Genomic DNA, 20,116 nt, shown 5'->3' on the forward strand with positions numbered 1-20,116 from the left:
TCACGTGCCGTGGCCCGAGCCGCCACCGCCGACAATGACGATTGCCCGGTTGGTGATGTTCGGCCACCCGCTGCCGGCGCCGCTGCCACGGCCCATGGCGTAGGTGCGCTGCTCGCTCTTGGAGTCCGCCTTGAGGGCCTCGAAGAGGTCTCGCGCGGCGGCGAGCTTCGCCTCGGCGTCCTTGTCCTCCTGCCGCATGAGCATCTCGGCCGCCGCGAAGAGGACGATAAGGTCGTCGTCGAGATCGGCGCGGTCGCTATCCTTGACGAGGGGCCGCAGGTTGCGCTTGCCCCACATCTGGATCCGCTGGTGATTGCTGGCCGGGACTGGCCACACCTCCATCTGCGGGATGCCAAACTCGGAATCGTAAACGTCCCACCGGCGGACGGGGTCGACGCGCTGGCCCTTCTCGCTGTTGAGGATGAGGTATTGCGCCGGCCCGATACCGCGGATCAGCGGCATGGGCTGCTCGTTCCACCAGACGACGATCTCCTGGATCTTGTCGTAGGAGAGCCCCTCGGGGAAATCGTAGTAGCGCTGGCCCTGCTGGAGCTGGATCGTGGGCTTGACCATGAGGAACGGCCAGTCCCACTTTGCGTAGAGCGTGTTCTGCGTGCGCCGGATGATGCGCTTGAGCGCCGGCACGTCGTCGTTGCCGACCGACATGTCCGTCGATCGGCCGATCTCCTCGCGGAGAAACCCGACGAGTTCAATGAGCTGCGTGCCGCGCGGCATCGGGCGTTACCCGAGCATATCCTCGGCCGCGGGCTCCGCCGGCTCGGACGCCTGCTTGGCGCGGGTCCGCTTCGGCTTCACCTCGGCCGCCGCCGGTCCCTCGGCCTCGACGGCCGGGGCGGGCTCGTAGCCGGGCACGAACTCGGGCAGCGGCACATGGGCCGGCCCGAAAACCTGCTGCATGAGCGCGACCTTCCGGCCGGTCTCCCGACCGCGGGCGTAGAGGTCGCGGAGACGAGCCCGCTCGGCGCCGCCGTGGACCTGCTTCTCGCCCGACGCCTTGAGCACATGCACGCGGCCCGGCCCGTGGAGCGCCTGAAGGAACATGACCTCCGAGGCGGGCACATCCTTCTTGAGCACCTCCGTGAAGACGATGCCGTCGTTTTCGGAGAAGCGGATCTTGATGTCGTAGAGCTGCATCTGAACCTCGTGAAGAAGGGAACGGCGGCCCGTAGGCCGCCGTCTGCATCAGACGAGCGGAGGCTCGTTGGCCTGGAGGGCCGCGATGATCTGGTTGACCTTGTTCGCCACATCCTCGGCGGTGGCCGCGGACGGGTCGGCGATCGGCGTCAGCGTCGCCACGCCGCCGTTGGCGTGGAAGACTTCGAGCTGGACCTGTGTGTTGGCCGGGATCGACGTCTCACCCTTGTAGGTGACGGTGATGCTGGCACCGAACGCGATGTCGATGCCGTCATCCGCCGCGTCGAAGTAGGCCATCAGGCCACGGGCGAAGATCCTGCCCTTGTCGGCGACATAGTCGGCGGCGGCCTTGCCGGACGGATACGGGAACGTAAGCGTCCCGTTGGTCGCGACCGGCGCCGAGGTCGTCACCGAGAGGAGGTCGGAGAAAAGTGCGGTATCCATGTTTTCGCAACTCCCAACAATCCGGTCACGCGAACGCGTAGACGCCGGAGCTGTTGCGCTGGTCGCACACGAGCCCGCCGACCCACGTAACGGCCCGGTAGTAGACGTACTTCTCGGGCGGACGAGCCGGGTTGTGGCGCTTCATGTTCTCGCCCTGCACGACCAGCGGCCGGATGTGCTTGCTGTCGAGCAGGTAGAGGCGCTTCGAGTAACCCAGGTCGTCGAGCGTCGGATCGTAGTGGATCTCGATGCCGTTGAAGTAGATCCCGCCGGTGCCGAGATCCTTGTTGCCGCGGAAGCCATCCATCGAGAAGTAGCCGCCGAGGCGCATCTCGTCCTTGAACCGCTGGAGCATGTCCGAGCCGGCGAAGGCACGGTCAGGCCGCGCGCGGTATTTGGAGAGCTGGACGATCTCGTTGTCCATGTACCGGAGGAGACGCTGCTCCTTCGGGTCGGTGCCGAGATCGATGGCCAGGTTGGCCCGGTTGCGCCACCACCAGTTTTCCGGGGCGCCCTGGTCAATGCCGCCGACCACGAGGGGTGCGGTCGGATCGTCGACGATGAACGAGCGCAGGCCGGGCACCAGCTCGGGGTCGAGCGTGCCGTCGCCCCAAAACATCTCGTTCATGTCGTTCTTCATCGACTCCCGCATCGTCATGACCTTGTTCTCCAGCAGGTTGACGAGCTGGAGCTTGTCGGCCCGGCTGTGGACGGAATCGCCCTGCCCGGTCGTGGTGTCGACGATGCTGATGCCGTTGCGGATGAGTTCGTCCGCGGTGAAGCTGATGCCGGCGTGAATCCTCTTGTACGGATACGACGCGACCTTCACGTAGGCCGGGTTGTCGTAGCCGACCGTCTGGTCGCCGGACCAGCCCTCGATAATGGGCGGAAAGTCGCCCTGCACGCGGACCTGGAGGAACTCTTTCGAGCCGGGGAACGTCTTCTGCTTGGCCATCAGCCAGTCGTACAGAGGACGCTCGTGGATGCTCTGGACATGGACATTCGGAGTGTCCATGAACCAATCGAGCGTGGTGTTAACCAGGTTCTCCCACACCTGGAGAGGGAACGTTGCCATCGCTTGCGTGTGCCTTCACCGAAGGCGCTCAACCGATCCCTTGCCCGAGAACCAAATCGACGGCTTCCTCAAAGGACTTGGGCTTCGGCGCTGCGCCACTCGAAGCCTGGCCAGTCACGTGCTTGATCTCTCGCCTCGGAGGGGCGAACCTCTTGAGTTCTTCCTCGACCTGCTTCTTCACCCTTTCCAGGCGGGAAACAGCGTCTTGGGGCGAACCCGGCGGCCCGTTCCGATAAAGGTCGAGTTCGATCAGCTCGCGCACGCGGCCCTGCTTCAACCCATAGTCAGGGTCGGTCTTGGACCAGTTGGCTTCCCACGCCTTCGCAGCACCCGTGATCGCTTCCGTCAGCCTCTCGGTCTGGTGCGCCTGATTCTGGCGGACTACCGCTTCGGTCGAGCGTGCAGCCCTCTCAGTCGCAATCCGCTCCCGTGCCCTGGTGCGCGCCAGCTCCGCGGCGTGCTCCTCGGTAAGGAGGCCCTGCTGCACCTGCTGCTGGAGATCCTGCGGGATGACGAACCCGAGGTTCTGCTGCAAGTGCTGGACGATCGGGACCAGTGCTCCGAGCGCCTTCTCCGGGTCGTTGCGAATGAGGTTCGCAATACCCATCGCGAGATTGACGTCGTTCTGGTCGAGACCCGTGGTCTCCATATACGCGGAGAGCTTCTGCCCGATCTCGGCGTGCGGCTTGAGGGTTTCCACCTCTTGGCCGAGCGCCTCGACGTTCTGAACAAGCCCGCGAATACGCCTGCGCGTCTTCGAGTGATACTTGGCGAGTTCTTCCTCGGTCACAGGCCCAAGGTCTGCACCGTCGTCCTCGTCGTCGGATGGCTGCGCGCCTTCCTTCGCTTCGGCCGCCGGCTCGGCCTCGGGTTCCGAGCCCTCACCACCTTCCGGGGTGGACGACTTCCCGGTCCCCAGGACGCCCTCAAGAACATCCAGAAGGGACTTACCGTCCTCGGCTGCTGCGGTCGGCGAACCCGCGTCGTTTCCGCCTTCACCAGACACCGGCGCCGTGGCCGGCTCCTCGGCCGGCGACGAACCCGGCATACGGTCGAAATCTTCCGGCGACGAACCCGGCATACGGTCACTCCTTGCGAGAGTTGCGCGTTTTGCGCTCTTTGCTTTTTCGCAAAACTAGCAGCTCAGGTCAAGCCGCATTTTGCATTGGTGCAAGCCCGGAGGCCGGCGCCGGGTAGGCCGGCTGCGGTCCCGGCTCGTTCTGCGGCGGCCTTCTCGCGTTCTGCGCGCCCTGGTCGCCCTGCGCGTTCGGGTCGTTTGCGGGGTCGCCGGTGCCCGGCTGCGCCTGCTTTCCGGCCATCGCGTTGAGCGCCATGATGGACGGCAGGCCCTCGATGTACAGCTCGTCGAGATCGATATCGAGCAGCTCGGACAGCTTGCGCGCGATCGGCTTCGGCCCGATGCCAGGAATCTGGATGAGGAGCGGCGTCGCACGTTCCCACTTCGCCAGCTCGGCGGCCTGGTTCGGCCGACCGGAAGAGCCTGCCTGGATGTCGAGGAAGAGGTCTTGCACGACCTGCTCGCGCGTGAGCATCTGCTCCGGCCACACGGCCCCCGGCCCCACGATCTCGACGACCTTCTCCTTGCTCATCTCCAAGAGCATGAGCTGCCCGAGGCCGCGGGAAAGCTGCGTCAGCATATCGTCGAGGTCGTCGACGTAGTCGGCAATGGTCGCCGTCCTGCTCTGCTCGGCGATCGACGACTGCGTCGCGGTGACGTCCCGCTGCGTAGCTCCGAAATTCGCCTCCTGCGAGCCGACGACGCGCAGGATGTCGGAGAAGACGCCTTCGACCTCGTATTGGCTCGGGTCGATGCTCACCAACGGAATGCGCTGGATGTAATTCTCGACCTTGTCGTTGATGCCGAGACCCTTGAGCGCCAGGATGGCGCTCGACGGATGGTTCTCCAGCTTCTGGAGATCCGTCTCCTCGAACTTGCCCTTGGCCACCGCATATTTCGGCCGGTTCGCCTGCCGATGCTCGCGGAGCCCCTGCCGCGCCCGGTTGTATTCCTGCTGCGGATGGCGCATCAGCCACACGTCGGACGGCGGATAGAGCTTCTTCGAGTTCTCGACCTGGTTGAACACCAACGGGAACACGGTGAAGAAGCGGTCGATCTTCACATCCGGCGGTGCCGGCGCCTTGAGCCAGTTCGGATAGCCGTCGCAGATGGTGAAAACGGTTTGCGTCCGGCTGTCCTGCACCTCCCACACCTTCGCCACGCCTCGGCAGTCCTTGCCGGCGGTGGAGTCGATGTTGATGCCGTTCCCGGCGGGGTCATACGAGGTGTACGCCGTGCCGACGTCGATGCCGTAGGTCTCCTTGATCTCCTCCGGCGTCATCTCGAACTCGTGCGCCAGCCACCGGGCGCCGGCAAGCGTGCGCAGGTTCCGGCACTTCGGGTCGATGATGATCTCTTTCGAGCGGGGGAAGTCGAAGACCGGCCCCTCCCGCACAATAAGGTCGGGCTCCTGCTGGAGCGCCTGGAGCATGGTCTCCAGCTCGCCGAGCCGCGCGGAATCGGCCTCCAGCTTACCCTCGGCTGCGTCCTGCATGGCCGCGTCGATGGCGGCCATCTCGTCGGTGATGTCCTGGATCTTGCCGACGACGTCGGGCCGCTTCTGGAGGATGCGCTGGAACCCGAGCTTCACGTAGCCGACGCCGGTCGTCTTCGCACGACGGACGAGCTGCTTGAACTCCTCCTTGTAGCCGTGCGTCTGCTCGTTGAAGAAATACATGGAGAGGATCTCCATGGTCTTCCCCATGCGCTCGACCATCTGGTTGTACTGCTTCGCCTGCTGCACTTCCTGAATGAGCGCGATCGCGTTCGGGTCGGGGATCTGGACCATGCCCGTCGTCGGGTCGATGCCGCCCTGCGCCGCCTGCATCGCGGCGACGAGCGACTCGGGGTCCCCATCCCACAGCGCGAACTGGAGCCGCTTCCGGCGCTTGGCCACGATGGTGGGATTGCGTGCGTAGAGCGCTGCCACCGCCAGGTTGATGTGGCGGTTCGTCACCGGCACGGTGTAGTTGTTGCCGGCGATCCACTCCTGGTCGGCACCGTCCGTAGCGAGCTGCTCGCACTTGTCCATGCGCTCGAAGTCTTTTTCGAAATAGCGCTTGGCGTGCTTGACGCGCTCGATCCACTGCTCAATGAGCGCGAGCTGAGCCGGCGCAGCCTTCTCGGCGTCATCCGGCACTTTGACCGGGGTAGAGCCGTACTGGCTCCCCTCCTCGGTCTTGTCGAGCCATACGGTTTCGGCGAAATCGTCCATACGCTACCATCCCGCCGTCGCGGCACGGCGTTTCGCCGCGCGCTCGGCCTGTTCGGTTTGCCGCAGCACCCACGCAATGGAGCCGCTTGGGGGCTCGTTGGAGTTGGCGGCCTTGCGGGCTTCGCTCGGCTCGGTCTCCTTGACGCGGCCGAGCCCGATGTGCGCCAGCCAGTCGACGAAATCGTCGTGGGTGGCGTAAGGGAACTTGAGGAGCTGCTGCTTGGCCTGCGGCCACCAGCTTGCGAAGGCGGGGAAATGCACCTTCTTCCGGCGCATGAGGCCCTGGATGGCGCGCGCCCTCTTGCGCTTGTCCTGAGAGACCGTCACCGGGTCGATGGTGCAGTATAGGTTCTCTTCCTCCATGCGCTTGTAGAGGAACGGCCCGAACGACTTCGAGATGAGGTCGCTCTCCATCCACCAGAGCAACGGCTTGCGCGTCTTGAAGAGGTTGAGGAGGGCCTCGACGGTGTCGTCGGTCTCCATGCGCTCCCAAACGAGGTCGGGGAGCACCCAAATATCGCCCCTCGAGTCTACACCGACGCAGCCGAGCACCGTGTAGTCGGCGCGCTGCTTCTCGGACACGGCATGGTCGGACGCGCCGAAGATCTCAAGCACCAGCGGCAGCTCGTCCTCGCTGTAATAGGGGACGAGGTCCGCCTCCTTAAAATAATCACCATCCTCGGGCGCCGGCTTGCCCATGTAGAGGGCGCCGAAGGTGCGCGAGTCGAGATTCTTCGCCTCGGCAAGCAGGCGCAGGTCTTTCATTTCCGGCGCGAGCGCGGCAATCGGCTTCGTGCCGAACATCGACACGATGAGCTTGTCCGACTGCGGCTCCAGCGTCAGGCCGAGCGCGTTGGCGAGCTTGGGGTCATCGACGACCGCCGGCAGGTTGTAGTACTTCCAGTTGTCGGCGATCCCCTTGAAGCGCTTGTTGCGCTCGGGGTGGTCGGGGTCGCACAGCCGGCCGATGAGGTCGTCCTCGTGCCAGCGGGTGTGCACGACGATGGTGCGGAAGCCCGTCCGGGCACGCGAGAATGCCACGCTCGTGAACCATTTCCAGACCTTCTCGCGGTAGGTCTCCGACTGCGCGTCGTCGTCGTTGCGAATAGGATCGTCGACGATGAAAAGGTCGGCCGGCTTACCGGTGCCGGAACCGCCGACGCCGACGAATGACAGCTTGCCCCCGCGGTGCGTGATGAGCTGGTCGACTGCCGATTTCAGGAGGCCGTAGCCGGGAAAGACCTGGCTGTGCACCGGGCTCTCGACGATCGTCTTGACGTCGTTGCCGAAGTCGTTGGCGAAGTCCTGGTTGTAGGCCCCCACCATCACGTTCATGCGGGGGTTCTTGCCGCTCATCCACGCGGGACCGGCACGCGTGAGGATCTGCGACTTGCCGAGCTGCGGGCCGATGGAGACGGCCGCGCGCGGGATCTCCCCTGCGTAGACCTTCTCGACGATCTGGCAGAGCATTCGCGCTTGCGGCGTGACGATATACGCGCTCCGGTCGGCGTCCTCGGGATCTTCCGGGTCCGGCATCGTAAGCTGCATGTAACGGAGCAGGTCGTCGCGTCCCTCGCGAATTGCAATCTCGCGGCGCGTCGCCTTGAGGAGCTGCTCCTTGATGCGGAAGTCGTCGCTCATACCCCGAGCCACTCCCGAATCTTGGCCCAGGCCATCGCGCCCAAACCGCCGGCAGCGAGGGTCATGAGCGCCACGCCTCCCACGGCGCGCTGCTCGTAGCGCTCTACGCGCTTGGCCACCGCCTCGGCGCCGTCGATGCGCTCCTCGTGCTCGCTGACAGTGCTCTCGACCTTGACGACACGCTCCACCACGTCGCCGATCTTGCCGTCGATGCGCGCAACCGTTTTCTCAACTCCCGACACTTTGGCCGAGAGTTCGCCGATGGCGCGGGAGATTTCGTCGAGCTGGTTCATGTGCCTCACGCCAGACTTTGGATCACCCAGGCCACGCGCCAGGCGGCGCCGTCGTAGACGACGCAAAGCGAGTACCGGGCGATCGAGCCGGAATACGTCACACCCCAAAGCACCGCGCCGCCGGTGCCGTTGCGGAAGTTCACCGTGGCGGTGTCCTCGCCGGAGTTGAGCGTCAGGTGAATAAAGAAAAAGTCGCCTTCCTCAGCGACGCCGGTTTCGAGGTCGAAGTTGTGGGTGTAGGGGAAGCCCCCGAAGCCTTCGAGCGCGCGAATGCGGAGGAACTGGTCGTCGCTTTGAGGACGCAGGAGCGTTGTCCCGCCGGTGATGACGTCAATGTTGCCGACGCCGTCGAGCTTCCCGCCGCCGGAAGGCGGGTCGATCCACGCCGGATTGCCACCTTCGCCGAATGTCGCCAGGACCTGCCCCACGCCGCCCGGCGCGAGCCTCTCCCAACCATGCTCCCCCCGGAAAATGAGATCCCCGTGGGTCGTGCCGATCATGTTCAGCACGTCGGAGACCGACAGATCCTGCGGGGGACCGGAATCGCCCCCGGCAGCACGCGCCTTGATCGTGCCCTCGGCCATGTCGGCGAGCTGCCCGTTGCCAACGGCGCCGAGCGCCAGCTTGCTTGCGGTGACGCTCCCGTTCCCGAGCCTGTCGCTGTCGACAGATTCCATCGCCAGCTTCGCCGTTGTCACGCTGCCATCCGCAAGCCGGTCGCTGTCGACAGCCCCGAGCGCCAGCTTCGCCGTCGTCACACTGCCGTCCGGCAGCGCACCCTCCTGCGCCGCCTCCGCCCATTGCTCCGCGACGACTGCCGATGTGGCCGCCGCCGTTGCCGCGTCCGACGCCTGCACGGCGGCCGTCTGCGCCACTGCCGCAGCGTCCGACGCCGTCGCCGCACTGGCGGCAGCGTTGGTCTCCGAGGTGGCGGCGGCCGATTCCGATGCCGCTGCCGCCGTCGCGCTGTTGCCTGCGTTGCTGGCCGCTGTTGCTGCGGCGGTAGCGGAGCCTCCGGCGGCGCTCGCCGAGCCTGCGGCCGACACGGCCGCCGCTTCGGCCGCGACCTTCGCCGCTTCAGCCCCGACAAGGATCTGCGAAAAGTCCGCCAGGAGGTTCCAATTGCTCGGGTCGAATACCGCCCCCGACACGTGGTCCTTCTTCGCGATGTAGAAGTCGTTGGCGTAGAAGACCGTCGAGCGCGTCGTGTAGGTCGTGTTCGGCTGCCACGGGGCCGGCGGCTCGAACGACAGGCTGATGGACGGGGCGAGCTGGTCGGGGCCGACGCTGCCGGGCGCGAGCTTGCCCTCGGCCGTCGTGAACCCTTGCAGGAACGCAATCACCTGCTCCAGCGAGAACGCGACGTCCTCAAGCTGCGCGTCGAGCCTGTCACCCGGCAACGGGCTCTGCGGGTTCGCGTTCTGGAACCCGAAGAAGCTGTAATCCGGCTCGTAGGGCTGCGGGTACGGCATTCTAGTGCGCCTTCATGATGACGTTGACGATCGCCGCCGGCTGCACGTTCGGGTGCGCCTGGCCGCCGCCCTTGTTCTGGATGGTGGTCGTCACTGTGATGCCGGTGAACGCCGAGCCGCCGGACCCCGTGTAGGGAGGCGTCGAGCCCCCGACGATCCCGTTCGCGACGCCCCAATAGTCGGTGCGAACATCCGAGTGAGAGTGCCCCGGATCGTTCACAACCGAACTCGCCGTGTGATTGTGCACCGGCATCTGCGCTTCGCTCAGCGTGACGTTCTGCGCGCCGCCCGCGGCACCAAGGACCGTCCCGTCGATGCCCGAGCCGGCCGCCGTGATGCGGCCGGCGGTGACGCCGCCCATGTTGTCCCTGCCGACGAGGACACGGCCGCGATAATCCGGCGCCAGCGGGTTGCCGCCGGCCGTCCCGTAGGGCGAGCCGGCGTCGAGCAGCTTCTGGCGCAGGACCGGATACGCGGTGGTGATCTGCTGGCCGTAAGGCGCGATCCAGCCAGCCGGGATCTCGTTTTCGGGCAAGCCGAACGGCCAGATGACGCCGGCTGGAATGAGCTTGTCGAGGATCGCCGCGGACGCAGCGGCGTCGATCTTCGCGGCGTCGATCGCGTCGTTGGCGATTTTGGGCCGCGTCGCCGCGCCGGTGGCCAGCGTCCGCGCCGAGACCGCGTTATCGGCTAGCTTCGCCTCGGTGACGGCGCTGTTGGCAAGTTTGGTTTCGGTGACGGCGCTGTTGGCCAGCTTGACCGCAGTGATGCTGCCGTTGGGGATCGCGACCTCGTTCGCGACGCCTGCCCAATACTTCGCCGAGAACTGGCCGGGCTCGACCGGGCCGTCCGTCTTCTCGGCCCATTCCTGCGCCCGCACGGCGTAGAAGGCCGCCAACTCGATATTGTCGGGGACGTCGATGACCGCCTGGATGTTATCGGCCACCGTCTGAACAGCGGCGATGTTCCCGGCCACCGTCGCCACATCAGGCGAGGTCGCCCAATATTTCGCCGAGAACTGGCCGGGCTCGACCGGGCCGTCCGTCTTCTCGGCCCATTCCTGCGCTTTATCCGCCCAGGCCTGCGCCTCGGCGGTCGCGACGGTGAAGTCGGCGATGAGGTTCCACTGCGCCGGGTCGAACACCTCACCCGAGGTGTGGGTGGCGCGCGCCTCGTAGAACTTGCTGTCGTAGAAGACCGTGTCGAAGTCGGTGTAGACCGTGTTCGGCTCCCACGGCGAAGGCGCGTTGAAGCCGAGCGTGATGTCCTCGCGGAGCTGCTCGCGGCCGACCGTGCGATTGGCCAGCAAGCCGTCGTCGCGCTGGATGAGCCCCAGGTTCGTGATGATCTCGTCAGTCGTGAGCTTGAGCGCGTTGAACTGCGCGTCGAGCTGCTGGCCCGGCTGTTGCTTCGTCGGACTGAGCGTCGAGAAATTCGTGAAGCTGAACGAGGGGAAGTATTTTTGCGGCTGCGGCATCCTGGCCCTCATCCACGACAGCAGTCGTGAAGCCATTCGGATGCCGCTGGCGAGGCGGCCTTACAGCCCGGAACGGGCCGAAACTATCACGTTGCGAGTTGCAAAATCAAGAGGTGCGCAGTAGCCGCGCCGCAAGCCAGAAACCGGCGCCTCCCAGGAGGCCGATGCCGAAGACTTTGAGCGCCTCAATGGCGATTTGGACCAGTCCGGCGAGCAGGATTGCGTAAGGCTCGGCCATCGCAAAACCTCTTGTGGAGGAGGCCACCCGCCCTATTCCCCGCCTGACTGAGCGGGTGGCCTCAATGCCCGGCGGCGCAAAGTCCTGAAACGCTGCCGGGGCGTTCGATTAGTTCACATCGTGTTGCGAGTTGCGCGTTTTGTCAATCCGGTGCCGTAGTAGAGGCCCTCGGGATCTTTCAAGAGGTCGCGAATGTGCCGGGGGAGCGCGTCGTATTTCGCCATGATGTCCTGCTTGACTCTGGCGAACCGCTCCGCGTCGACCAACCGGGCGGTGAGCGTCACGAAGCCTTCCGGCGGCTCCGGCGGCCGAGGCGGGAGGCGGCGAAGCCGGCGCATCAGAGGTTCGCCTCGATGTAGTCGGCGATCTCGGGGAAGGAAGCGCCGGCATCGTTCAGTTTGATGAGTGTGGATGCGGTGCCGGAGCTGAGGCCGCCCCCACCGAGCATGTCGAGGGCAGGGAAGCCGATGAAGTGGCTGTGCCCATGAGCGTAGACGGGTTCTCCCCCATCCTCCGCCGGAATCCACCTCTCCGGTTCGACCAGGTCGCAGAGCACGCCGAGGCAGCAAAACTGGTCGTCGTGCGTGCGCAGTCGGTATTTGCCCTGCTTGTAGCGGCCGGAGCGGAGCGCTTCGAGCCAACGGGCTTTGATTTCGGCGTCCATGGGTGGGGATCCTCGGGGGTGGGGAACGGGGAGGTGCGGCCCTCGGGGTGGCTTTCGGGATGGGGAGCATTGAGACCTGCCACTAGCCCCAAGCGGCGCAACCCATCCACCGCACCATGACGCGAATGCTGTAGGAAGTTGCGCGATTTGTCAAGCGCAACTCGCGCCGCGTGATTTTTGCCTACCTGCAAATTAGCCGAAAAGCCCTGCGCATTTCGGACTCCGCGCGCCGGCCCCCCGCCGGGGGGTGTACGGCCCTCCCCTGCGGTGGTTGCCGCCTGTCATAGGCTCGAACTACCTAAGCATATCAATGACTTGATCGTCATCCGTTGGCGAAACTGGCACGCTAACCCCTTCCAGCACTGGCGTCGCGCGCTCCGCTAGCTCGCGCGCCAGCCTCTCGGCACGTTCGCGAAGCTCGGCCGTGGATGCCTCATGCAACGGCTTGTCGTCGCTGTTTGTGGGCTTTGTGGCGGCCGGCGCGATGAATCCGGCCCGGTCGAGCACGGTTTTCGCAGCGGCTACCTTGTCGCGGTGCTGCGCCTTAGGGCTTTCGAGGATATCGACGAGCACCTTGAGCGCCAACGGCGCGGCCACGGCTAGGCGCCGCTGCATCTCCTGGCGCAGCGCAATTTGCACGACTGGAGATTGCAGATTCCGCCATCCTTCTTGCTGGTGGCTGGAATACCCTGCCATTTTGGCAGCAGCTTGCGGCGTGTCCCCAGCGCCCACACGCTCGACAAAGATTCGCTGCTTCTCTGTCAATTGCATTTTCGCAATGCTGCGCACAAGATCGCCCCATTTTGCTTGCGTTTGCGCAAGGATATAGCAGCTCTAGCCGATTGTCGCAACATGCGAAAGACGACAAACGCGCAAAACACGCAAAAAGCGATTGACTCATGTCGCGAGTCGCACATATCGTAATTTTGCAGAACGCAACAAGCGCTCCGCACTCAACCCGCCAAGGAGTCCGATCATGACTGTCTATGCCCAAACCGCCCGCTTCGATACCGGCCGCGCTCTCACGGAAGACGAGCTTTTCCGGCTCGCGCCTTCCATCTTCGCGACCACGGCGCACGAAAGCCGCTCTGAGCGCTTCAAGCCGATTCCCACCATCGAAGTGCTGCGCGGGCTCGCTAAGGAAGGTTTCTTGCCTGTCGGCGCCAAGCAATCGCGCTCGCGTGACGTATCAAAGCGCGATTTCACCAAGCACCTTATCCGCCTGCGCCGGATGGATGACGGCCGGCGCTATCAGGTCGGCGACACGGTTTGCGAAATCTTGCTCAAGAACGCGAACGACGGCACGTCGGCCTATGACCTTATGGCAGGCCTCTTCCGTATCCGTTGCCTGAATAGCCTCGTCGCTCAGACGAGCACGATTGACAGCGTGAAGGTTCGTCATTCGGGCGACGTCACGTCAAAGGTAATCGAGGGCACCTATCGCGTGCTTGGCGAGGCCGAAAAGACACTCGAAGCGCCCGTCGAGTGGTCGCAGCTCCAGCTTTCCCCGCCGGAGCGCCAGGCCTTCGCCGAGGCCGCGCATGTCCTGCGCTTCGCCGATGCCGAAGGCGAGATCAACACGCCGATCCAGCCCGAAAAGCTCCTGCTGCCGCGTCGCTATGACGACGCGAACAAGAGCGACCTTTGGATGACGTTCAACGTCGTGCAGGAGAACGTCATTCGTGGCGGGCTGCGCGGCATCGCCCGCGACGCCAACAATCGCCCCCGCCGCGTCTCGACGCGAGCCGTCAACGGCATCGATCAAGACGTCAAGCTCAACAAAGCGCTGTGGGTTCTCGCCGAACGCATGGCTGAGCTGCGCAAAGCCGCCTGAGCAAGCGCACGGGGCGGGCTTTCGCTCGCCCCGACCTGCGCGAGTTGCGCAATCCCAATCACCCCAACCCTGCCAGGAGTCCCGCAATGCCCGCCACGCTCTACACCTCCCAGGCCGCAGCCGAGTCCGTCGCCCTCACGATGGAACGCGAAGACGCCGCGCGTTGGTACGTGCCCGCCAAGCCGAAAGGCTGCCGCAAATGGCGCATCGCCCTGTTGTGCCGCGTGTCTGGCCGCTTCCTCGGCTGGCACGGGCCGAAACCGCAACTCGCCCCTGTCCGATCGGTCGAGACCTACGCCGTCATCTCGCGCGCCGTGTGGTGCCGCGGGCCGGAACAAGCCGAAGCGCTCGACGAACTGAACCGGCGCGGCTGCTGGCTGTCCGACGACCAAAAGCGCGCCGCCGGCCTCACCGCATGACGCCAGCCAATGCCGGCGCGCGCCGCCGGCATGAGCGGGCGCCGTTGCCCGACACCAGGAGAACCCGCCATGTCCTCGATGTACCTCACCAATCCACCGCTGACGACGCGCGAGCGTCGCATGCTGATAGCCCTTCGCGTTGCCGAGGAGTCGCTGTCGAACGCCTGCCAGGGCACGCACGACGACGGCACGCTAGGAACCCTTCGCGCCCTCATCGCCGAGGCCGAAGCGGCCGGTACCGCGCCCGGCTGTCCTGAGCCGACACGAGCCGAGGTGCTCGAAGCGCTCAAGACGCTCGCTGCCGGCTCGCTCATGTACGGCATGCCGCAGAACGCCAACTCGTTCATGCGCGCTGCTGAGATCATCGCCCGTTTGGAGGGCCGCTGACATGGCCGCGAATGAGACTATCAGCCGGCGCTTGGAGCGGCTCGGCTTTGGGCATCGGCGCGACGACCGCACCGCGAACGATGGCCGGCGCGTGCTCTTCTCGCTCGCCTCCGGCGAAGAGATTGGGCGCCTCGACGTCTTCGAAGCTATCGACTTCCTGGCCGTCCTCGAAAACAACCGCCACGTCGGCCCGCGTCAGCTCCGCTGGCTCGCGCGCATGGCGTCGGCAGGGCATGCCGAGGCGAGCGAACCTTACGACGTCCAAACCTGCGGGCGCCTCGTCGCCAAGGGACTCGCCCGCCGCTGTCAGCCCCGGCGCTTCTGCATCACCAACGCGGGCCGCGCCATCCTGCAAGGGAGCACCAGGGCATGAACGAATATCAGTTCGGCGCCCTCATCGCCGCCTCGCCCATGCTGGCGCTATCCGTCGTGCTGGCAATCGGCTTCTTCGCTCAATGGATGGGATGGCTCGAATGATCGCCCTGCTCGCATCCGCCCTGCGCGCCGCTGCCGGTGCCGCCATCCTGGCCGTCTGGATATCGGCCGCCTTCATGTGAAGCCCCGCCCGCGGGGTTTCACCTCCTGCCTGTCTGGTACTGCTCAACGAGCCTGTCGGCCTCTTGCTCGCTCGACGCCTGGCCAAGGTAGCGCCATCCCTTCGCCAGCATGCAATCGGGGATCGACGGCGCCTCCGGCATGCTCATCGCGCCGATGAGATCCGACGTCCCGGCTCGCACGCCGCCGGCCGTCGACGGCACAAACGGCGCCCTTCCCTGCATCGCCGACTGCGCCGCAAACCGGCATGCCGCGAGATCCATCTCGTTTTGATCGATGCTCCTGCGCACGCCGCCCGGCTTCATGTCGAACCAAACCGGTTTGGTCTGCTGCGCCGACACGCAACCGCCGACGAGCACGGCGCACGCGACAATCGCAATCCTCATCGTCGAGCCCTCCGCCCGCCGAAGAGATACCGCAACCGACCCTCAGATCACAAGCCGGGCGGCCTCGTGCAGTTCCTCGCCGGCCGGCGTCAGCCGGTATAGCCATTCGGGCGCGCGCTTCGCCTGCACGCTGATGGGCAACCCCTTCACGTAGACGTGCGGCCTCCAGGCCGGATTACGCTCCCGCTCCAACAGTCCGCGCTCGCGCATCGTCTTGAGCCGCATGACCACCGAGCCCCGCTTGAGCCCTGTCGCCTCGATAACCTCCGGCTGCGAATAACGCCGCCCCGGCTCGAGTCTCGCCGCGATCTTCATCTCCAGCGTGACGACCGGCCTCGTCGTCCGCGCCTTCCCGCGCTGCCGGCGTCGCTCTTTCGCCGCGCGCCGCTGCTCCAGCTTCTCCCGACGCCACCGCGCACGCTGCGCCCGCTTCATGCGCTCGATCGCGGTCGGGGTGTGCTTGTCGCCTCGCCGCATCGGCGGCCTCCAGGTGTCGAGGCCAACCGGTGTCGGGTCGAGTGCAACCAGGTCGAGCCACCACGCTTTGCGTCTTCTGGCCACCCCCGCAAACCTCCGCCTGTCTCCCCGTCTCGGCGACGTCAGCGGAAGTCAGTCCTCCCCCCTTTAGGGGGGACTGACTTCCGCACTCAACTTCCGCAAGACTTCCGCATAATGATTTCAATGACTTAGCACCTGTAGTCCCGCAACTTCCGCAAGACTTCCGCAAACCGACTTCCGCATAATGATTTCAATGACTTAGCTGGTGTTCCCCTCCGTCTGCGGAAGTTCCGCGGAAGTCTCCGGCGCGACTTCCGCAACCTCCGCAACCCCGACAATCGCGAATATCTCGTCGACGGATTTGACGACGCGGAGCCCTTTGAGCTTCGAGCGTTTGTCGCATTCTTCGTATTTGAGGATGCCTTTGCCGAGCCAATCGTCGACCAGGCGCGCCGCCTCTGTCGCATCCATCCCGAGGCGCTGGTGCAGCACGCGAGGAGCGAACCGGCCCGTCGCTCTCGTCTGCGGGTGCGGAGAGAGCGGGGCGCCCGCCTCCCAAGCCTCCCCGAAGACAGACGCCACGGCCGCCAGCTCGTGAGGCGCGGGCCAATCGTTGTCGCCCTCATCACGGGGCCGCAGCACGCCGCCATCCCACCGCAGGCGAATGGCCGTGTCGTCGCCGGCCGCCGCATAGTTCGCTTTTTTGCGGGACAGGATGCGCTCGTCGCCGCGGCCGTCTTCCGGTCGGGTGAGGTAGAGGCGCGAGCGAACGGCGTTGTTCCAGGCCGTCGAGCCCGAGGAGCCCGTCCCCGTGGCCATGCCGGCGAGCGACGGGTGCGCCAGGATGATGACGGTAAGCTCGACGCCGCGTTGCGCCGCGGCCTTGATGAGGCCGCCGCAAACCGTCTTCACGAAGTAATTGACCTGCGCGCGCAGGCTCTCGTTGCCGCCGAACATGTCAGCGACGGTGTCGAGCACGAGAAGCTCGACGCGCTCGTCGAGCACGGCTTTCGCGAGCTGGCGAAGGAACGGGGTGCGGGTTGGCTTCCCGGCCGCGTCGAACGTCACGAGGAGATTGTCCTCGCCGACGCGGGGCCAGATGAGCGCGTTGGCCAGGCCATCGGCAAACTCGTAGCCGAGGCCGCCGACAATCGCCGCGTGGCGGCGGTGCAGCTCATCGCGGTCGTCCTCACAGAACACGGCGAGGCACTTGCGTGGCGCCGCGTCCATGCCGAGCCATCGGCGGCCGGTGGAAGACGCATAGATGAGCTGCTGCGCGAGGAGCGTCTTGCCGAGGCCGCCGTCACCGTAGATCGACGTCACGGTGCCGGCGGGGATCCAGTCCTCGACGATCCAGCGGCGCTCGGGGGCTCGCCGGTGAAGGCCTCGGCGGTGAAGTAGGGCTTCGGGGCTGGCGGCGGGGGCTCGTAGTCGGCGGGGCCGAAATCGGCCTGCGGCGTGCGCACGCCGGGCGGGCTGGTGCCGTAGGCATAGGCGTTGTCGACCTTGCGCATCAGCTCGTCGGGTTGCCACGGCGGCTGGCACCGGTCGTTCCACTGGTTCGCGAGCATCTCGAACGCGAGCGGGGGCGAGATGCCGAAGTCCTTGAGCCGCGCGGCGACGCGGTAGGTTGTGACGTCCCCGCCCTCTCCCTCGATCGCGATGGGCGCGGATTCGGCGAGCCATCGCTCGGCGCGGCGAATGGCGTCGTCGGTGTCGAGGTCGACGAGCGGCGTGTCGTCGGTCTCCTTGCGCTCTCGAGGCGCTTCGCACAATGACAGGAGCCAATCCGGCGCGTCGGCGATGGGCAGGTCTTTGGGGCTGCGGCCGATCGCCCATTCATAGCTGCCGGCGGCGGTGACGCTGCCGGGGGCGACGACATAGCCGTGATGGCAGCGCACGTCGATGCCGGCGGCGATGCCGCCGCGATCGCCCTGGCTGTTGGCCACGTCGCGCGGCGTGCGGAAGTAGAGATGCCGGCCGCCGGACGGCGTGAGGGCCTCGACGGTCGCCGGCAGCTCGCCGTAAGCCATGAGCAGCATGTCGAGGCTGTCGGCGCCGCGCTTGCCGGGCTTCTGGTCGATGTCGAGCACGAGCAGGCCGTTGCCGGTCGCGATGCCGATGTTGTTCGGCTGCACGAGCCCGGCGGGGTCGACCCACCACTCGCGAATCTGTGTTGTGTCTTGCGTGGCGCGCGTCGGGAATCGGGAAATGGCTGGCAGCTTGTCGCGCTCGCGGAGGGGGAACACGCGGAAGCCGCGGCCGGCGATGTCCAGCGCTGCGGAGAGCTTGTCGTCCAAGTCGATGTGTGCCATATCTTGAACCGTCTAGGCGGGCGAGTGCCTGGATCTCCTTGGCGGGAAGGGGAAGAGCCCGATGGGTCGACCATCGGGCTCTTTTTATATGCCGTCAACTGTTGCGAGATGCGAGAGGCGGCGATTCCTTCGGACGCGATTCGCGCAGCCTTCCCATGATCCGCGCGAGCGCGGCAACACGCCGCTCGATGCAGGCGTCTATGTCCGGGCGGTCAGCCATTTCCTTCGCGATGGCAACGCCGCCGTGCACCTGCTTGTCGGGGCGATCGCCGAGCGTCACGGATACATAGGCGATGTACGGGCTGTCCGGGGGCAGCTCGTGCGCCCGGACGTTCCCGCACCAGCCACGCGCCGCGAACGCGGCGAGTAGCTTCCGTTGGACGGGATGACGCGAGCCGTCACTCATCTCGTCCCGCCTCCGTGGGTGCGGCGGCGTCGCCTCCTTCGGCGAAGCCCACGCGGGGCAACGTGACGGGAATGTTGCGCCGGCGGGTGAGGCCGCCGACGAAGGCGGCCTTGCGGCGCTTCTGCGCGAGGTATTCGGGGTCTTCGCGGAGCCGCGCGGCGTGCGCGGCCAGGGCGTCGATGTGCGACCGGGGCAACTTCAACCGGTGCGAGATCGACACCTGCGTGTTGGCGGAATTGGCGTCGCTCCGGCGGATGGTCATTGTTCGAGCCTTTGGACGCGCACCGGCACGACCTCCCAATCGTCGACGTCTTCAACGTCGGGCGACCTCTTCGCCGCCGAGATTGCCGTGCTCGGGCCTTCGTAGAGCTGCGGGGTGTTGCCGGCGCTTCCATCGCGCAGCCTGCGCCGGAGGAATCCGCCGGTGTCCTTGCGCACGAGCACGTAGAACGTGCGCTCCAGTGTCGGTTCGGTCATTGCAGGCGGCCGTTACCGGTTGAGGCCGAGCATGGGCACGGCGCCGCCGGGCACCATCGTGGTCGGGAGCTGGCCGTTCCAGCGCTCCGCCTGCACCAGGCCGACGAGGTTCGGGTTGTCGCGCAGCGCCTCGCCGCGGGCGCGGATGGCCTGCGCCTCGGCCTCGCCGCGCAGCTTGATCGCATCCGCATCGGCCTGCGCCTGCGCACGGACGGCGTCGGCCTTGGCGGTTGCCTGGGTGACGGTGATCTCGGCCTGCACCTTCTCGCGCTCGGCGTTCTGGCGGAGCCGCTGCACCTCGACCTCGGCAAGCATGCGCTGCTCGATGCTGGCCTCGTAGGCGTCGCTGAAATCGAGGTTCTCGATCTGCACGCCGGTGATGACCACGGGGCCGGCGACGGCCTCGGCGATGGCCACCCGCACCTCGGCGTTGAGGCGCTCGCGCTCCTGAATCGCCGTGACGGCATTGAAGCGGCCGAAGACCGTCTTGAGCTCCGACATGACACGCGGCTGGATGAGCCGGGCGACGACGGCCTCCTCGCTGCCGAAACGCGAGTAGATGTCCACGACCTGCTCGGGCACGAGTCGGTAGTTGACCGAGACCTGCATGTCGGCCGGCTGCTGGTCCCGGCTGTAGGCCGCGAGGCGCTCGTAGGTGACGATGCGGTCCTGCACGCTGAACGTCACGATGTCGTCGACGATCGGCATCTTGAAGCCGAGGCCGGGGCCGGCCACGCCGGTGACCGCACCGTTGCGCAGCAGGACGCCGCGCTCGCCCTGGTCGATGGTGTACCAGGAGCCGAAGAGGGTCGTGACGGCGGTGAAGAATGCCGCGACGGCAAGAGCCGCGATTGCGGGGGCACGCATGTAGAATCCTTTCTGAGAGGGGGAAAACGATCGCCTCGAGGGGCGGACTCGAAGGGGTCGAACGGGTCTCGGCGCATGTCAGCGTTTCCTTGGCGGTTTGCGGTCGAGGAGTTGGAGCGCCCGGTAGATGCCGAGCGCCAGCAGGCCGGCGACCACGAGGCCGCCGATAAGCAATAGGAGCTTCATGAGGGCTCTCCTTGGTGCGGGTGCGTTCTGCGCA

At 66.0% G+C, this 20,116-nt stretch carries 26 protein-coding genes; 4 read left to right on the forward strand and 22 right to left on the reverse strand.

What is annotated here, in order from left to right; translation table 11 throughout:
- From AL346_RS00070 to AL346_RS00130, 14 genes are all read right to left on the reverse strand, one after another.
- Positions 1-735, reverse strand: a complete 735-nt coding sequence (locus tag AL346_RS00070) for a hypothetical protein (RefSeq protein WP_019403028.1) — start codon at positions 733-735, stop codon at positions 1-3.
- A 6-nt stretch (positions 736-741) separates the two neighbouring features.
- Positions 742-1,155 (reverse strand): hypothetical protein, encoded by a 414-nt coding sequence (locus AL346_RS00075; RefSeq protein WP_019403027.1) that lies wholly within the window; start codon positions 1,153-1,155, stop codon positions 742-744.
- A 48-nt stretch (positions 1,156-1,203) separates the two neighbouring features.
- Positions 1,204-1,599: a hypothetical protein gene (locus AL346_RS00080; protein ID WP_019403026.1), complete on the reverse strand. Its 396-nt coding sequence runs from the start codon at positions 1,597-1,599 to the stop codon at positions 1,204-1,206.
- A 25-nt stretch (positions 1,600-1,624) separates the two neighbouring features.
- Positions 1,625-2,674 (reverse strand): phage major capsid protein, encoded by a 1,050-nt coding sequence (locus AL346_RS00085; protein ID WP_040404846.1) that lies wholly within the window; start codon positions 2,672-2,674, stop codon positions 1,625-1,627.
- A 28-nt stretch (positions 2,675-2,702) separates the two neighbouring features.
- The gene (locus tag AL346_RS00090; RefSeq protein ID WP_019403024.1) at positions 2,703-3,755 is read right to left on the reverse strand and encodes a hypothetical protein; all 1,053 of its coding nucleotides are present in this window, start codon (positions 3,753-3,755) and stop codon (positions 2,703-2,705) included.
- A gap of 67 nt (positions 3,756-3,822) precedes the next feature.
- The gene (locus tag AL346_RS00095) at positions 3,823-5,967 is read right to left on the reverse strand and encodes a hypothetical protein (RefSeq protein ID WP_019403023.1); all 2,145 of its coding nucleotides are present in this window, start codon (positions 5,965-5,967) and stop codon (positions 3,823-3,825) included.
- A 3-nt stretch (positions 5,968-5,970) separates the two neighbouring features.
- The gene (gene terL / locus AL346_RS00100; RefSeq protein WP_019403022.1) at positions 5,971-7,608 is read right to left on the reverse strand and encodes a phage terminase large subunit; all 1,638 of its coding nucleotides are present in this window, start codon (positions 7,606-7,608) and stop codon (positions 5,971-5,973) included.
- The gene (locus AL346_RS00105) at positions 7,605-7,901 is read right to left on the reverse strand and encodes a DUF1515 domain-containing protein (protein ID WP_019403021.1); all 297 of its coding nucleotides are present in this window, start codon (positions 7,899-7,901) and stop codon (positions 7,605-7,607) included. Before AL346_RS00105 ends, terL begins: the two co-directional genes overlap by 4 nt.
- A 5-nt stretch (positions 7,902-7,906) precedes the next feature.
- Positions 7,907-9,373 carry a hypothetical protein gene (locus tag AL346_RS00110; RefSeq protein WP_026015282.1) on the reverse strand — a complete coding sequence of 489 codons (1,467 nt, stop codon included), beginning with the start codon at positions 9,371-9,373 and terminating at the stop codon, positions 7,907-7,909.
- Between the two features lies 1 nt (position 9,374).
- A complete protein-coding gene (locus AL346_RS00115) occupies positions 9,375-10,850 on the reverse strand; it encodes a phage tail protein (protein WP_019403020.1) in 1,476 nt (491 codons plus the stop codon).
- 106 nt (positions 10,851-10,956) lie between these two features.
- Entirely contained in the window at positions 10,957-11,088 is a 132-nt protein-coding gene (locus tag AL346_RS25770; RefSeq protein WP_019403019.1) for a hypothetical protein, read from the reverse strand.
- Positions 11,089-11,201: 113 nt separating this feature from the next.
- Complete coding sequence (locus AL346_RS00120) at positions 11,202-11,372, reverse strand: hypothetical protein (RefSeq protein WP_156332649.1); 171 nt, start codon at positions 11,370-11,372, stop codon at positions 11,202-11,204.
- A 53-nt stretch (positions 11,373-11,425) separates the two neighbouring features.
- A complete protein-coding gene (locus AL346_RS00125; RefSeq protein ID WP_019403017.1) occupies positions 11,426-11,752 on the reverse strand; it encodes a hypothetical protein in 327 nt (108 codons plus the stop codon).
- Positions 11,753-12,046: 294 nt separating this feature from the next.
- Positions 12,047-12,523, reverse strand: coding sequence for a terminase small subunit (locus AL346_RS00130; protein WP_082312375.1), 477 nt, complete (start codon positions 12,521-12,523; stop codon positions 12,047-12,049).
- Between the two features lie 205 nt (positions 12,524-12,728).
- Here AL346_RS00130 and AL346_RS00135 point away from each other — a divergent pair, with 205 nt between their 5' ends.
- The 4 genes from AL346_RS00135 (at position 12,729) to AL346_RS00150 (ending at position 14,765) form a co-directional block, all read left to right on the forward strand.
- Positions 12,729-13,586 (forward strand): DUF932 domain-containing protein, encoded by an 858-nt coding sequence (locus tag AL346_RS00135; protein ID WP_053193094.1) that lies wholly within the window; start codon positions 12,729-12,731, stop codon positions 13,584-13,586.
- A gap of 86 nt (positions 13,587-13,672) precedes the next feature.
- On the forward strand, positions 13,673-14,005 hold the full coding sequence (locus AL346_RS00140; protein WP_019403014.1) for a hypothetical protein: 333 nt from the start codon (positions 13,673-13,675) through the stop codon (positions 14,003-14,005).
- A gap of 69 nt (positions 14,006-14,074) precedes the next feature.
- A complete protein-coding gene (locus AL346_RS00145) occupies positions 14,075-14,392 on the forward strand; it encodes a hypothetical protein (RefSeq protein ID WP_019403013.1) in 318 nt (105 codons plus the stop codon).
- Between the two features lies 1 nt (position 14,393).
- Complete coding sequence (locus tag AL346_RS00150) at positions 14,394-14,765, forward strand: hypothetical protein (RefSeq protein WP_040404837.1); 372 nt, start codon at positions 14,394-14,396, stop codon at positions 14,763-14,765.
- A gap of 202 nt (positions 14,766-14,967) precedes the next feature.
- Here the strand turns inward: AL346_RS00150 and AL346_RS00155 are convergent, their stop codons facing one another.
- From AL346_RS00155 to AL346_RS00190, 8 genes are all read right to left on the reverse strand, one after another.
- Positions 14,968-15,333 carry a hypothetical protein gene (locus tag AL346_RS00155; protein ID WP_019403010.1) on the reverse strand — a complete coding sequence of 122 codons (366 nt, stop codon included), beginning with the start codon at positions 15,331-15,333 and terminating at the stop codon, positions 14,968-14,970.
- 42 nt (positions 15,334-15,375) lie between these two features.
- On the reverse strand, positions 15,376-15,894 hold the full coding sequence (locus AL346_RS00160) for a helix-turn-helix domain-containing protein (RefSeq protein WP_156332650.1): 519 nt from the start codon (positions 15,892-15,894) through the stop codon (positions 15,376-15,378).
- Positions 15,895-16,089: 195 nt separating this feature from the next.
- Positions 16,090-17,184 carry an AAA family ATPase gene (locus AL346_RS00165; RefSeq protein ID WP_245303241.1) on the reverse strand — a complete coding sequence of 365 codons (1,095 nt, stop codon included), beginning with the start codon at positions 17,182-17,184 and terminating at the stop codon, positions 16,090-16,092.
- Positions 17,151-18,146, reverse strand: coding sequence for a bifunctional DNA primase/polymerase (locus AL346_RS00170; protein WP_053193100.1), 996 nt, complete (start codon positions 18,144-18,146; stop codon positions 17,151-17,153). The genes AL346_RS00165 and AL346_RS00170 overlap by 34 nt, the downstream gene beginning before the upstream one ends.
- Before the next feature lie 94 nt (positions 18,147-18,240).
- Positions 18,241-18,552, reverse strand: coding sequence for a hypothetical protein (locus AL346_RS00175; protein ID WP_019403007.1), 312 nt, complete (start codon positions 18,550-18,552; stop codon positions 18,241-18,243).
- Entirely contained in the window at positions 18,545-18,814 is a 270-nt protein-coding gene (locus tag AL346_RS00180) for a hypothetical protein (protein WP_019403006.1), read from the reverse strand. Before AL346_RS00180 ends, AL346_RS00175 begins: the two co-directional genes overlap by 8 nt.
- Positions 18,811-19,029: a hypothetical protein gene (locus AL346_RS00185; RefSeq protein ID WP_019403005.1), complete on the reverse strand. Its 219-nt coding sequence runs from the start codon at positions 19,027-19,029 to the stop codon at positions 18,811-18,813. Before AL346_RS00185 ends, AL346_RS00180 begins: the two co-directional genes overlap by 4 nt.
- 12 nt (positions 19,030-19,041) lie before the next feature.
- A complete protein-coding gene (locus AL346_RS00190) occupies positions 19,042-19,896 on the reverse strand; it encodes a prohibitin family protein (protein ID WP_019403004.1) in 855 nt (284 codons plus the stop codon).
- Positions 19,897-20,116 lie beyond the last annotated feature (220 nt).

Source organism: Chelatococcus sp. CO-6, assembly GCF_001271345.1.
Taxonomy (GTDB): Bacteria; Pseudomonadota; Alphaproteobacteria; order Rhizobiales; family Beijerinckiaceae; genus Chelatococcus_A; species Chelatococcus_A caeni.

Coding starts and splice junctions, on each gene's coding strand:
- AL346_RS00070 (WP_019403028.1), bottom strand. CDS start 735: ATGCCGCGCGGCACGCAGCTCATTGAACTCGTCGGGTTTCTCCGCGAG.
- AL346_RS00075 (WP_019403027.1), bottom strand. CDS start 1,155: ATGCAGCTCTACGACATCAAGATCCGCTTCTCCGAAAACGACGGCATC.
- AL346_RS00080 (WP_019403026.1), bottom strand. CDS start 1,599: ATGGATACCGCACTTTTCTCCGACCTCCTCTCGGTGACGACCTCGGCG.
- AL346_RS00085 (WP_040404846.1), bottom strand. CDS start 2,674: ATGGCAACGTTCCCTCTCCAGGTGTGGGAGAACCTGGTTAACACCACG.
- AL346_RS00090 (WP_019403024.1), bottom strand. CDS start 3,755: ATGCCGGGTTCGTCGCCGGAAGATTTCGACCGTATGCCGGGTTCGTCG.
- AL346_RS00095 (WP_019403023.1), bottom strand. CDS start 5,967: ATGGACGATTTCGCCGAAACCGTATGGCTCGACAAGACCGAGGAGGGG.
- terL (WP_019403022.1), bottom strand. CDS start 7,608: ATGAGCGACGACTTCCGCATCAAGGAGCAGCTCCTCAAGGCGACGCGC.
- AL346_RS00105 (WP_019403021.1), bottom strand. CDS start 7,901: ATGAACCAGCTCGACGAAATCTCCCGCGCCATCGGCGAACTCTCGGCC.
- AL346_RS00110 (WP_026015282.1), bottom strand. CDS start 9,373: ATGCCGTACCCGCAGCCCTACGAGCCGGATTACAGCTTCTTCGGGTTC.
- AL346_RS00115 (WP_019403020.1), bottom strand. CDS start 10,850: ATGCCGCAGCCGCAAAAATACTTCCCCTCGTTCAGCTTCACGAATTTC.
- AL346_RS25770 (WP_019403019.1), bottom strand. CDS start 11,088: ATGGCCGAGCCTTACGCAATCCTGCTCGCCGGACTGGTCCAAATCGCC.
- AL346_RS00125 (WP_019403017.1), bottom strand. CDS start 11,752: ATGGACGCCGAAATCAAAGCCCGTTGGCTCGAAGCGCTCCGCTCCGGC.
- AL346_RS00130 (WP_082312375.1), bottom strand. CDS start 12,523: ATGCAATTGACAGAGAAGCAGCGAATCTTTGTCGAGCGTGTGGGCGCT.
- AL346_RS00135 (WP_053193094.1), top strand. CDS start 12,729: ATGACTGTCTATGCCCAAACCGCCCGCTTCGATACCGGCCGCGCTCTC.
- AL346_RS00140 (WP_019403014.1), top strand. CDS start 13,673: ATGCCCGCCACGCTCTACACCTCCCAGGCCGCAGCCGAGTCCGTCGCC.
- AL346_RS00145 (WP_019403013.1), top strand. CDS start 14,075: ATGTCCTCGATGTACCTCACCAATCCACCGCTGACGACGCGCGAGCGT.
- AL346_RS00150 (WP_040404837.1), top strand. CDS start 14,394: ATGGCCGCGAATGAGACTATCAGCCGGCGCTTGGAGCGGCTCGGCTTT.
- AL346_RS00155 (WP_019403010.1), bottom strand. CDS start 15,333: ATGAGGATTGCGATTGTCGCGTGCGCCGTGCTCGTCGGCGGTTGCGTG.
- AL346_RS00170 (WP_053193100.1), bottom strand. CDS start 18,146: ATGGCACACATCGACTTGGACGACAAGCTCTCCGCAGCGCTGGACATC.
- AL346_RS00175 (WP_019403007.1), bottom strand. CDS start 18,552: ATGAGTGACGGCTCGCGTCATCCCGTCCAACGGAAGCTACTCGCCGCG.
- AL346_RS00180 (WP_019403006.1), bottom strand. CDS start 18,814: ATGACCATCCGCCGGAGCGACGCCAATTCCGCCAACACGCAGGTGTCG.
- AL346_RS00185 (WP_019403005.1), bottom strand. CDS start 19,029: ATGACCGAACCGACACTGGAGCGCACGTTCTACGTGCTCGTGCGCAAG.
- AL346_RS00190 (WP_019403004.1), bottom strand. CDS start 19,896: ATGCGTGCCCCCGCAATCGCGGCTCTTGCCGTCGCGGCATTCTTCACC.